Genomic DNA, 11,300 nt, shown 5'->3' on the forward strand with positions numbered 1-11,300 from the left:
TATGGCTCACCTTATTATTGAAATAGAAAGTATATCTAAAGTATATAAGGGCTCTAGTGATTATGCGCTAAAAGATTTAAGCTTAAATATTTCTGAAGGCGAAGTTTTTGGATTACTAGGCCCCAACGGAGCGGGTAAAACAACCTTAATTTCTATTTTATGTGGTCTGTTAAAACCAACTGCAGGTTCTTTTTTAATTGATAAAGAGTCTTTTAATTCTAATGGTAAGAAAATCAAGGAAAATATTGGTGTCGTTCCTCAAGAATATGCGCTGTATCCTACATTAACGGCATATGAAAATTTGCTTTTTTTTGGAAGTATGTATGATAGTAATAAAAATGATCTTAAAGAAGCTATTCATCAAAATTTAGAACATTTAGGGCTTTCAAAATTTGCGCATAAAAAAGTTCAAACTTTTTCTGGGGGTATGAAGCGTAGAGTGAATCTCATTTCAGGAATTTTGCATCAGCCTAAAGTTTTATTTTTAGATGAACCAACGGTTGGTGTTGATGTGCAATCTAAAAACGTGATCATAGATCATTTAAAGCAATTAAATTCTGATGGAACGACTATCATCTATACATCTCACCATCTTACGGAAGCAGAGCAATTCTGTACTCGGGTTGCTATTATTGACAATGGTACAATCATAGCAAAAGGCACACCTACAGATTTAATCAATGAAACAGAAAATGCGCATCACCTGGAGGATGTTTTCATATCATTAACAGGATCAGCCTTAAGAGATCATGCGTAAATTATGGATGTCAACATATAAGGAATTATTGTTATTGTCAAGAGACTTAGGTGGCTTGGCGATATTATTTTTAATGCCTTTGGTGCTCATCATTACGATTACATTAGTTCAGGATAGCTCTTTTAAAACAATTAAAAGCGCTAAAATACCTATCCTTTTAGTAGATAATGATAAAGGTGAAATTTCACAAACAATTCTAAATAATTTCGAAAAAAGTGAGGTTTTTGAAGTTGTTACTTTTATAGACAATGAACCATTGTTGGAAGAGGAAGCCAAGTTTGCTGTTGGTAAAGGGGATTATCAATTAGCTGTGATCATTCCTGAAAATACAACTGTTGATTTACAGAGAAAGATAACTCAAAATGTTACCAATATACTCAGTGAGCTGGGAGTTGAAGAGGATAGTTTGAAAATAAAAGAGGAGATACCAAATAAACAAGTCAAATTGTATTTTGATCCGGCCTCTCAAAAGGCTTTCAAGTCAGCCGTAATGAATAGCATTGAAAAAATGGTTGCAACTATTGAATCAAAATCTATTTATTCAGCTTTTAAAAACGAATTAGATGAGGAAGGTGCTTTAGATGATACCACTTTTGAGGATAAAGGCTTTCTAACATTTAAGGAAATTAATCCTAATGAAGAAACTAAGGAAATAATTCCCAATTCTACACAACATAATGTTCCGGCTTGGAGCTTGTTTGCTATTTTTTTCATTGCAATTCCATTATCTATAAACATTGTAAAAGAAAAAATTCAGGGTACTTTTGTACGTTTAAGAACAAATCCTGTTTCTTACACAACAATAATGGGAGGAAAAACCATTACATATTTATTGGTTTGCTTAATTCAATTTTTATTGATGCTGACCGTGGGCGTTTTTGTTTTGCCAAAATTGGGCTTACCGGCTCTTGAAGTAGGGAACGGATTTTTATTAGCGCTCATCGTAGCTCTATTCTCAGGATTGGCAGCTATCGGTCTTAGTATACTTATTGGTACAATAGCTTCAACCCATGAGCAAGCGGCACCATTTGGGGCAACTGCTGTAGTTATTTTAGCCGCAATTGGAGGTGTTTGGGTGCCAGTATTTATTATGCCAAAATTTATGCAGTTATTATCAAATATTTCTCCTATGAATTGGGGCTTGAATGCCTTTTATGATGTCTTTTTGCGGCAAGGTAATTTTCTAGACATTCTACCGGAGTTATCACTATTATTGTTGTTCTTTGTGGTAACAATGACAATTTCAATTTTTTACGATAAAAAGAAAAGGGCCATTTAATATGAATGAATTAAGTTTTGAATCAGAAATCCGTGTGCGTTTTAATGAGACAGATCCTCTAGGGATCGTATGGCACGGAAACTATATTACCTATTTTGAAGATGGAAGAGAGGCTTTTGGAAGAGCGCACGGAATTTCATATTTAGATGTAAAAGCAAATGGATATGCCACTCCAATTGTAAAGTCTTCTTGCGAGCATAAGCTGCCATTAAAATACGGCGAAATAGCCAAAATTAAAACTACTTTTGTTGATTCACCAGCTGCCAAAATGATCTTTAAGTATGCTATCTATAATCCAGATGGTAAGATAGTGTGTATTGGTGAAACCATTCAGGCTTTTGTAAATGATCATGGTGAGCTGTCAATTACGTTCCCAGAGTTTTTTGAGGCCTGGAAACGCAGAGTTGGACTGTTAAAATAAGCTGACTTTTGGAACGTGTTTTTGTTTCATATAATAATATCACTTCTCCACTAGGATTTGACACGCAATCAAATGCAGAAAATATTGCTAACGATATTTCTGGTATTCAACTTCATGAAAACCGTGCAATTTTACCAAAACCATTTTATTCATCAATAGTTGATAAACGGCTTTTAAATGATCGTTTTAGTACAATTGGTAATACCAAAGATTTTACATTTTTGGAAAAATTGATGATCCTTTCCTTAAAAGATATTGTTAACAAATCTGGATTGGAAGCTACCAGTAGAACAGGCTTCATTATTTCAACAACAAAAGGTAATGTAGATGTTTTAGATGCCACTTCTAAGTTTCCTAAGAATAGAGTTTATTTACATGAATTAGGCAAACAAATTCAACAATTCTTTGGTTTTAAAACAGAGCCGATTGTAGTATCTAATGCTTGTGTATCTGGAATTCTAGCTGTTGCTATTGCCAAAAGATTGATCCAAACAGGTAGTTACGATGACATTTTTATTGTAAGCGGTGATCTGGTATCCGAATTTATTTTATCTGGTTTTAGCTCATTTCAAGCTATTAGTGAAAATCCTTGTAAACCATTTTCTCAGGATAGAGATGGAATTACTATAGGGGAAGCAGCAGCCTCTATTTTGGTGACCAAAAATGAGGAATATCTGTCTCAGGATGCCTTACAAATAGTAGGAGACGGTTCTTCAAATGACGCGAATCATATTTCCGGTCCATCGCGTACTGGCGAGGGACTTGTAAATAGCATTTCTAGTGCATTAGAAGAAGCAGAAATACGGGCTGATGAGATAGATTATATATCAGCGCATGGCACAGCTACACTATATAATGACGAAATGGAAGCCATTGCGTTAAATAGAGTAGGGCTTGAAAAGACTCCAGTAAATAGCTTGAAAGCCTTTTATGGCCATACTCTAGGTGCATCAGGTTTGGTAGAAACAATTATAGGTATGCAGTCATTATTCAATAATGAATTATATGTCTCAAAAGGATTCAATTCTTTGGGAGTCAGCCAACCTATAAATGTGATTCAGCAAAAGCAGAAATCAAGATTAAACACCTTTTTAAAAACTGCTTCTGGTTTCGGAGGATGCAATACAGCAGTGATTTTTAAAAAATATGAATAAAAAGCTATGTCAGATAAATCATTAAGAGCAATAGATGCTATTCAAGAAGCACAAAAAATTGCTTTTGCACCTTTTGTTTTTCAAGCCACCTTAGCTTTAAGAAAATTGGGCGTTTTTGATCTTATCTTTGAAAAGAGGAAAAAGGGTGGGATAATGATAGAAGAAATTTCTGAAGAATTAGCTATAAGTAATTATGGTATAAGTGTTTTATTAGAGATTGCCGAGAGTAGCAATGTAGTCAGCAAAAACGAAGATGACAAGTATACATTAACCAAAACAGGATATTTTTTGGCAAATAATGAAACTGTACGAGTAAATACGAATTTCACTCATGATGTATGTTATAAAGGTTTATTTCATTTAAAAGAGGCTATAGAATCTGGTAAGCCAGAAGGCCTAAAAGAAATAGGAAACTGGCCCACAATCTATGAAGGCTTATCCCATTTGAGACCAGAAATACAAAAATCTTGGTTTGAATTTGATCACCATTACTCTGATGGTGCTTTTAATTATGCATTAGAATTAATCTTTAGAAATGAGCCAAAAGTAATATTTGATATTGGGGGAAATACAGGAAAATTTGCAATTAGAGCCTGCGAACATAATGCTAATGTTTCAATAAAAATAATTGATTTACCAGGTCAATTGCGTAAAGCTCTTGCCAATGTTAAAGAAACAAAATATCAACATAGAATATCTGGTTATGAAATTGACTGGTTAAAAAATAGCCCAAAAATTCCTTTAGGATCAGATATCATATGGATGAGTCAATTTTTAGATTGCTTTTCTAAAAATGAAATTCTAAAAATATTATCAACTTGTGTAACTTCAATGGACGATAAAACAGAGTTGATCATCATGGAAACCTATACGGACAGGCAAAAATTTGATAATGCAAAATTTATTTTAGAGGCTACTTCTCTTTATTTTACAGCATTAGCCAATGGGAAAAGTAAAATGTACAAAAGTTCAGAAATAGTTGAGTTAGCCGTTAAAGCTGGCCTAACTATAAAAGAAGATATAAGTGTTGGCGAATACCATACAATTTTTATATGCAAAAAAGATAATTAATTGGTGGATAAAACTTTATATATACATTCATTTTGTAGTATTAAAAACAATATGGTTTTCCTTAACGGAGAAAAATTATTAGAAGAAGAAGCTGATCTAAAATTTAGTGAGTTTTCTAAAAGAGTGTACAAGGAGCATTCAGAAAGGTATTCTAAATTCTTTAAGATGGATAATTTGTGCAAGCTAGCATTTTTAGGAGCAGAATTAATCTTTAAAGAAAAAGAAATAAACAGTAATACTGCTATTGTATTATCAAATAAAGCTTCAAGCTTAGATACCGATAGAAAACACCAGGAATCTATTCAGAATAAAGACAATTATTATCCCAGTCCGGCCATATTTGTCTATACCTTGCCTAATATTTCTGTAGGAGAGATCAGTATTCGTCATCAATTAAAAAGTGAAAATGCATTTTTCGTTTCCGAAACATTTAATGCAGAATTGCTATATAATTATGCCCATGTCTTAGTTGATAATAACAAAGCAAATGACGTACTTTGCGGTTGGGTTGATTATGACGAAAATAATTACGAGGCTTTCTTATATTTGGTCTCTTCAAAAGGAAACTCAAAACATTCAATAGAACAAATTCAAAAATCATATAAAACAGTTTAAATGGAAGCGTTAAAGCAAGAATTGAAAGAAAAGATCATTGACCAGTTAAATTTAGAAGATGTTGAAATAGATGAAATTGGTGACAATGATGCGCTTTTTGGTGACGGATTAGGATTAGACTCCATAGATGCCTTAGAGCTAATCGTGATGTTAGATAAAGATTATGGTATCAAACTTACCGATCCTAAAGAGGGAAAAAAGATATTTGAGTCAGTAGAGGTAATGGCTACTTATATTTCTGAAAACAGAACAAAATAAATGGCTAAAGGTGTTGCTATTACAGGTATGGGTATAATTTCTTCGATTGGAAATACAGTTGAAGAAAATTTTCATGCATTGGTAAATAGCAAGCCTGGTATTTCAAGGATATCCAAAATAAAGACTAGACATAAAGATATTATAAAGGTTGGAGAAATAGTATCAAATAATGAAGAGCTTATTGAGCAGTTGGGCTTACCTGAAACTAATAATTATTCTAGAACAGCTTTATTAGCTGTAGTTGCTGCAAAGCAGGCAATTGAAGATGCACAAATAACAGATATAAAAAGTTTGCCTACAGGTCTTATTTCTGCTACAAGTGTTGGAGGTATGGATATGACCGAGAAATATTACTATGAGTATCTTGAAGAAGAAGTACCTCGTAAATATATTGATGGTCATCATGCTGGTGATTCTACACAAAAGATTGCTGAACAGTTAGGTATTACTGATTATGTTACTACCATTAGTACAGCCTGCTCTTCGTCAGCCAACGCAATTATGCTAGGTGCTAGGCTCATAAAGTCAGGAAAATTAGATAGGGTAGTCGTAGGTGGGTCTGATTGCTTATCAAAGTTCACTATTAATGGTTTTAAAACCTTGATGATCTTATCAGATACTGATTGTACTCCCTTTGACAGAGATAGAAAAGGGTTAAATTTAGGAGAAGCAGCAGCTTTTTTAGTATTAGAATCTGAAGATGCTGTAAAAAAATCGGGTAAAAAAGTCTATGCCTATCTTTCAGGCTATGGCAATGCAAATGACGCATATCATCAAACGGCTTCCTCAGAAAACGGAGATGGAGCGACTTTGGCAATGCAAAAGGCACTAAAAATTAGTGGATTAGAAATTGATGATATTGACTATATCAACGCCCATGGAACAGCAACTCCAAATAACGACTTATCTGAGAGTAAAGCAATTTTAAGAGTTTTTGGTGAAAAAATACCACCGCTCAGTTCTACTAAAGCATATACAGGGCATACTTTAGCCGCTGCTGGGGCTATTGAAGCAGTATATTCAATTTTAGCTTTGCAACATAATATGATTTTCCCAAACCTTAATTTTAATGTTGCCATACCCGAGACGAATATCGTTCCGGTAACTAGACCAACAGAAAAAGACCTCAACCATATATTGTCTAACTCTTTTGGTTTTGGAGGTAATTGTTCAACATTAATCTTTTCAAAAAACTAATATGGCTTCTTGCTTTATTAATAGTGTTGGATGTGTTTCTGCTCAACAAACCGTTGACAATTCTAAGTTCTTGGAAGATGTTCAGCAGTATAATGCCAATGTTATTGAAATTATAAAGCCAAGTTATAAAGAGTATATGCAAGGTGCTTCCGCCAGAAGGATGGCCAAAGGAGTAAAAATGGGAATTGTTGCTTCGACTATTGCATTAAAAGAAGCTAAAATAGAAGACCCTGATGCTATTATTACCGGAACAGGCATGGGCTGTTTAATTGATTCAGAGAAATTTTTGAGCGCCATTATTGATAATGATGAAGAGTTTTTAACCCCCACTTCATTTATCCAATCTACACACAATACGGTAGGGGCTCAAATTGCCTTGGGTTTAAAATGCAAATCGTACAACTTTAGCTATGTACATGCTGCAAATTCCTTTGAGTCTAGTTTATTGGATGCACAAATGATGTTGCAGGAAGGCGAAGCCAATAATATTTTAGTTGGAGGCGTAGATGAACTGGCTGACCATACAATTAAGATTCACAAGCTAATTGATCATATAAAGCGGGAGGAGACAAATACTTCTGATTTATATAATTCAAACACTAAAGGAAGTATTTTTGGAGAGGGAGCTTCTTTTTTTGTGGTATCTGATAAAAAACAAGAAAGCACTTATGCTGAATTGGTTGATATAATCACTTTTAATAGTTTAGATCAGCATAGCTTAGAGCCTGCAATTATCAATTTTTTAGAAAAACAAGATTTATCTCCACAAGAAATTGATGGAATCGTTTTAGGCATCAATGGAGATGTTGACTTTGATCCGTATTTTTATAAACTTCAGAAGGGGATTTTTAAAAATACAGCTCAACTAGGGTATAAGCATCTTTCGGGTGAATACAATACTGCTTCGGCCTTTGGTTTTTGGGTAGCTAGCAAAATTTTGAAAGATCATAATGTTCCTGATACTTTGAAATTAAATTCAATACAGACAGAAAAAATAAACTACTTGTTATTATACAATCAGTACAGAGGTAAAAACCACAGTTTCATTCTTTTAAAAGCATGCTAAAATTCAAAGCGGTCAATAGTATTTTTATAGTGACTGTTTTAGCATTGCTAATTGCCAATTATTTTTTTCCAATAGCAAAAATTTATTATTTCCTGCTTTTTCTCATCTGGTTGATTCTAACAAGTATTGGATCTTTCAATATATTATGGAATTATCATGTGAAAGCATATAATTCAAACCCTGAAAATGAAGAAAGAAGTGTAGCAATTACTTTTGATGATGGACCCAATAAAGAGTTTACTCCAAAAATATTAGAGCTTTTGGAACGGTTTAATGCAAAAGCTTCTTTTTTTTGTATTGGTAAACAGATTGAGCAGTCTAAGGATATTCTAAAAAACATTGTTGAGGCTGGACATACTGTAGGAAATCATTCCTATAGCCATTCAAATAGTTTTGGGTTTTACAATGATATAAGGGTAGAAGAAGAACTAGTTCAAACCGATCAGACCATTCAAGAATGTATAACTATAAAACCTGTTTTTTTTCGCCCACCATTTGGGGTAACAAATCCCTCCATTCGTAAAGCAATAGATAGAACGGGGCATAAAGTCATTGGCTGGAATGTTCGCTCATTAGATACTGTAATAAAAGATGAACAAAAGATATTAAATAGAATTACCAAAAACCTTAAACCAGGAGACATTGTTCTTTTACATGATACTAGTGAAAGGACTGTAAGAGTTTTGGAACAATTGTTGTTATTTTTATCAAAGAAAAGAATTAAGGCAGTAACAGTAGATGCCTTATTGAAAATAAAAGCCTATGCATAGACTATTACTTATTACTTTTTTAAGCATTTCTTCTTTATTATTTGCTCAAAAGGATCAACTAGATCAGAATACTATAAAGCGTATTAGAAGTAATGTGAAAGAGAAGGCTAAAAAAACACAAACTATCGTAAGTGATTTTGAGCAACTTAAGCACCTCGATTTTTTATCGGATGATATAAAGACATTTGGTAAACTTTCTTTTAAAACTCCCAATTTGGTGAAGTGGGAATACGTTGACCCATTTAAATATAGTGTTGTTTTTAAAGAAGATAGACTTTATGTAAATGACAATGGTAAAAAGAGTGATATCAAAGCAGGATCAAGTGACCTTTTCAAGAAAATGAATAAACTCATCATTAATAGTGTCAGTGGTGATATGTTTGATGATGATGAGTTTGATATTTCATATTTTCAATCAGAAAAAGTATATCAGGTTCAATTTTTAACAAAAGATGTTACGCTAAAAAAGTATATCAAACAATTTGACATTCACTTTAGTAAAGAAAATTATGATGTTGTTATGGTCAAGATGATTGAACCTACAAATGACTATACGAAGATCCTTTTCAAAAATAGAAAGGAGAATACGCCATTAGACAATGCGGTCTTTTCTAACTAATCTATTGCTAATCTTTTTGTTGAGCTCTTGTACTTTGAGCCTGACCAAGGATTTAGTAAAAATTGAAAAGGTATCAAATACAATTACAAACCCTTATTTTTCAGACTCCAAACAAGATTATGTGTATAAATCTTATATAGAGATTTATGGAAATAATTTAGGGGGTATTGTGGCTATCAAGAAACTAGGTGTTGATCATCATCGTGTTGTATTCACAACCGAGTTTGGGAGTAGAATTTTTGATTTTGAGTTTGTTGGTAATAATTTTAAAAAGAATTATGTTCAAGAAGATCTTGATAAAAAAATTATTATCAATACGCTAGAGAAAGATTTTAGACTGCTTTTGCGGCAAGAAGCTGAGGTAGTAGAACAGTTTCAAAATGATACATATAAAGTATTTAAGGTGGTAGAAGGTAAACGCTTTAATTTTTATTTTAAAGACCAAAATGATAATATGCTAAGAAATATCTTTCATACTAGTAAGACAAAAGAAAAACTAACAATATCTTTTAGTAATATTGAGTATAATGTTGCTAAAAAAGTTAGCTTAGAACATAAGAATATTAAATTGAAAATTGATTTAAGTTATATATCAAAATAGGTTATTATAAAAGTTATCCTATTTTTGCCGTTCAATAAACCAAAAATCGTTAAAAAGATGAAAAAAGTATTTTTAATTATTGCATTTGCTTGCTTCTTTTTTTCAAACGCGCAGATTGAATTTAAACCGGGAGTTAGGGCAGGTGTAAACTTTGCTGATTTTACGAACTCAATAGAGTCTAGTATCAAAACTGATTTTTATATTGGTGTGTTTGGGGTTGTTAAATTTGTTGATTTTTACAATTTGCAACCTGAGGTTGTGTACTCAAGGCAAGGAACGAAGTCAGATTTTGGAGAGGATACTGAAATAAGCTATGTTTCAGTCGTAATAGCCAATAAATTTTTTCCTTTTAAAGATTTAGGATTGCATGCTATTATTGGACCATCTTTTGATATTAAGGTAAATGATAATTTTGAGTTAATAGATGTTGAAGGTTTTGATTTTGCTCTGTTTGGAGGTTTGGGTTATGAGTTTCCATTTGGTTTAAGTGTAGAAGCACGCTATAAACAAGGATTTGTAGATGTTTTTGGGCGAAATGTAAATGATTCGGTTGGATTTGATGAATTGATTGCAAATAAGGTTATTCAAATAGGAGCAACATATCAATTTGATTTTTAATAAAGCTTGGTTATGCTTATAGAGGACTTATATAAGGTAAATTCATTCTCATTTAGTGAGGATACTATTAATGCCTCTATAAGCATTAATAAAAATCATGATATCTTTAATGGACACTTTCCTAACAATCCTGTAATGCCAGGTGTATGCATGATGCAGATCATTAAGGAGTTAATCGAAAAAGCCTTGAATAGAGAATTATTCATGCAAAAAGTGAGCAATGTAAAGTTTATGGCACTTATTAATCCTGATAAAAACCCTGATTTAGATTTAGAGATCACATTAAATCAAAGTGAAGGTCTGGTGAAGGTTAAGAACAGCACTAAGTTTGACGATACCTTAGCATTAAAATTTAGCGGAATTTTTATCTGATGATTAATTGCATTACTTCTTTTCTTTTGTTATTTATTTTGATGAATCCTTCTATATCAGAGGTGAGATCGTCATATAAAATGGCTTCTTCTTCTAAAGAAAAAGCTACCAAATTTTATGATAAGCTTTCAAATTTAAGTGACGATCATAAAAACAAAACCTTAGTTGCATATAAAGCTGCAGCATTAACAATTAAGGCTAAGTACGAAAAAGGTATAGGTAACAAGAAAAAGTTCTTTAAACGAGGAGCTATATTGTTAGAAAGTCTAATTTCAAAGAACCCAACAGATATTGAATTCCGATTTATAAGATTTACCATTCAAGAAAATGCTCCTAAAATTGTTGGATATCATAAGCATATGGCAACCGATAAGTCGTTTATATTAAATAACCTTAAATCAATAAAAGACTCAAAGCTTAAGTCTTATATTAAAGAATATCTTTTAGCGTCTAAGGCTTTTACTACCGCAGAAAAAACTGTAATTTCGAAGCTCTAAAAAGC

The 11,300-nt window shown here is 32.6% G+C and carries 15 protein-coding genes; all 15 read left to right on the forward strand.

Annotation, left to right across the window (positions count from 1 at the left end):
- Window position 1 precedes the first annotated feature (1 nt).
- The 15 genes from AC1EU5_RS09515 to AC1EU5_RS09585 are packed head-to-tail and all read left to right on the forward strand — an operon-like array spanning window position 2 to window position 11,295.
- Window positions 2-757: an ABC transporter ATP-binding protein gene (locus AC1EU5_RS09515; RefSeq protein WP_480192149.1), complete on the forward strand. Its 756-nt coding sequence runs from the start codon at window positions 2-4 to the stop codon at window positions 755-757.
- Window positions 750-2,036, forward strand: a complete 1,287-nt coding sequence (locus tag AC1EU5_RS09520; protein WP_480192150.1) for an ABC transporter permease — start codon at window positions 750-752, stop codon at window positions 2,034-2,036. Before AC1EU5_RS09515 ends, AC1EU5_RS09520 begins: the two co-directional genes overlap by 8 nt.
- A 1-nt stretch (window position 2,037) precedes the next feature.
- Complete coding sequence (locus AC1EU5_RS09525; RefSeq protein ID WP_480192151.1) at window positions 2,038-2,457, forward strand: acyl-CoA thioesterase; 420 nt, start codon at window positions 2,038-2,040, stop codon at window positions 2,455-2,457.
- An 8-nt stretch (window positions 2,458-2,465) separates the two neighbouring features.
- Window positions 2,466-3,611, forward strand: a complete 1,146-nt coding sequence (locus AC1EU5_RS09530) for a beta-ketoacyl synthase N-terminal-like domain-containing protein (RefSeq protein WP_480192152.1) — start codon at window positions 2,466-2,468, stop codon at window positions 3,609-3,611.
- Between the two features lie 6 nt (window positions 3,612-3,617).
- Window positions 3,618-4,682 (forward strand): methyltransferase, encoded by a 1,065-nt coding sequence (locus AC1EU5_RS09535; protein WP_480192153.1) that lies wholly within the window; start codon window positions 3,618-3,620, stop codon window positions 4,680-4,682.
- A gap of 51 nt (window positions 4,683-4,733) precedes the next feature.
- The gene (locus AC1EU5_RS09540; protein ID WP_480192154.1) at window positions 4,734-5,297 is read left to right on the forward strand and encodes a 3-oxoacyl-ACP synthase; all 564 of its coding nucleotides are present in this window, start codon (window positions 4,734-4,736) and stop codon (window positions 5,295-5,297) included.
- A complete protein-coding gene (locus AC1EU5_RS09545; RefSeq protein ID WP_480192155.1) occupies window positions 5,298-5,555 on the forward strand; it encodes a phosphopantetheine-binding protein in 258 nt (85 codons plus the stop codon).
- Window positions 5,556-6,752, forward strand: coding sequence for a beta-ketoacyl-[acyl-carrier-protein] synthase family protein (locus AC1EU5_RS09550; RefSeq protein WP_480192156.1), 1,197 nt, complete (start codon window positions 5,556-5,558; stop codon window positions 6,750-6,752). It begins immediately after the preceding gene.
- A 1-nt stretch (window position 6,753) separates the two neighbouring features.
- On the forward strand, window positions 6,754-7,818 hold the full coding sequence (locus AC1EU5_RS09555) for a beta-ketoacyl synthase N-terminal-like domain-containing protein (protein ID WP_480192157.1): 1,065 nt from the start codon (window positions 6,754-6,756) through the stop codon (window positions 7,816-7,818).
- Window positions 7,812-8,588, forward strand: coding sequence for a polysaccharide deacetylase family protein (locus AC1EU5_RS09560; protein ID WP_480192158.1), 777 nt, complete (start codon window positions 7,812-7,814; stop codon window positions 8,586-8,588). The genes AC1EU5_RS09555 and AC1EU5_RS09560 overlap by 7 nt, the downstream gene beginning before the upstream one ends.
- Window positions 8,581-9,207, forward strand: a complete 627-nt coding sequence (gene lolA2, locus AC1EU5_RS09565) for a flexirubin biosynthesis/transport protein LolA2 (protein ID WP_480192159.1) — start codon at window positions 8,581-8,583, stop codon at window positions 9,205-9,207. Before AC1EU5_RS09560 ends, lolA2 begins: the two co-directional genes overlap by 8 nt.
- A 34-nt stretch (window positions 9,208-9,241) precedes the next feature.
- Entirely contained in the window at window positions 9,242-9,808 is a 567-nt protein-coding gene (gene lolB2, locus AC1EU5_RS09570) for a flexirubin biosynthesis protein LolB2 (protein WP_480192160.1), read from the forward strand.
- Window positions 9,809-9,865: 57 nt separating this feature from the next.
- Window positions 9,866-10,426: an outer membrane beta-barrel protein gene (locus AC1EU5_RS09575; RefSeq protein WP_480192161.1), complete on the forward strand. Its 561-nt coding sequence runs from the start codon at window positions 9,866-9,868 to the stop codon at window positions 10,424-10,426.
- A 12-nt stretch (window positions 10,427-10,438) separates the two neighbouring features.
- A complete protein-coding gene (locus AC1EU5_RS09580; RefSeq protein ID WP_480192162.1) occupies window positions 10,439-10,798 on the forward strand; it encodes an ApeI family dehydratase in 360 nt (119 codons plus the stop codon).
- 41 nt (window positions 10,799-10,839) lie between these two features.
- Complete coding sequence (locus tag AC1EU5_RS09585) at window positions 10,840-11,295, forward strand: hypothetical protein (protein ID WP_480192163.1); 456 nt, start codon at window positions 10,840-10,842, stop codon at window positions 11,293-11,295.
- The last annotated feature ends 5 nt before the right edge of the window (window positions 11,296-11,300 follow it).

The sequence above is a fragment of the Maritimimonas sp. 2405UD52-3 genome (genome assembly GCF_056591715.1).

What these genes read in the sequence shown, in the direction of transcription:
- AC1EU5_RS09515 (WP_480192149.1), top strand. Translation starts at nt 2, where the DNA reads ATGGCTCACCTTATTATTGAAATAGAAAGTATATCTAAAGTATATAAG.
- AC1EU5_RS09520 (WP_480192150.1), top strand. Translation starts at nt 750, where the DNA reads ATGCGTAAATTATGGATGTCAACATATAAGGAATTATTGTTATTGTCA.
- AC1EU5_RS09525 (WP_480192151.1), top strand. Translation starts at nt 2,038, where the DNA reads ATGAATGAATTAAGTTTTGAATCAGAAATCCGTGTGCGTTTTAATGAG.
- AC1EU5_RS09535 (WP_480192153.1), top strand. Translation starts at nt 3,618, where the DNA reads ATGTCAGATAAATCATTAAGAGCAATAGATGCTATTCAAGAAGCACAA.
- AC1EU5_RS09540 (WP_480192154.1), top strand. Translation starts at nt 4,734, where the DNA reads ATGGTTTTCCTTAACGGAGAAAAATTATTAGAAGAAGAAGCTGATCTA.
- AC1EU5_RS09545 (WP_480192155.1), top strand. Translation starts at nt 5,298, where the DNA reads ATGGAAGCGTTAAAGCAAGAATTGAAAGAAAAGATCATTGACCAGTTA.
- AC1EU5_RS09550 (WP_480192156.1), top strand. Translation starts at nt 5,556, where the DNA reads ATGGCTAAAGGTGTTGCTATTACAGGTATGGGTATAATTTCTTCGATT.
- AC1EU5_RS09555 (WP_480192157.1), top strand. Translation starts at nt 6,754, where the DNA reads ATGGCTTCTTGCTTTATTAATAGTGTTGGATGTGTTTCTGCTCAACAA.
- AC1EU5_RS09560 (WP_480192158.1), top strand. Translation starts at nt 7,812, where the DNA reads ATGCTAAAATTCAAAGCGGTCAATAGTATTTTTATAGTGACTGTTTTA.
- lolA2 (WP_480192159.1), top strand. Translation starts at nt 8,581, where the DNA reads ATGCATAGACTATTACTTATTACTTTTTTAAGCATTTCTTCTTTATTA.
- AC1EU5_RS09575 (WP_480192161.1), top strand. Translation starts at nt 9,866, where the DNA reads ATGAAAAAAGTATTTTTAATTATTGCATTTGCTTGCTTCTTTTTTTCA.
- AC1EU5_RS09580 (WP_480192162.1), top strand. Translation starts at nt 10,439, where the DNA reads ATGCTTATAGAGGACTTATATAAGGTAAATTCATTCTCATTTAGTGAG.
- AC1EU5_RS09585 (WP_480192163.1), top strand. Translation starts at nt 10,840, where the DNA reads ATGAATCCTTCTATATCAGAGGTGAGATCGTCATATAAAATGGCTTCT.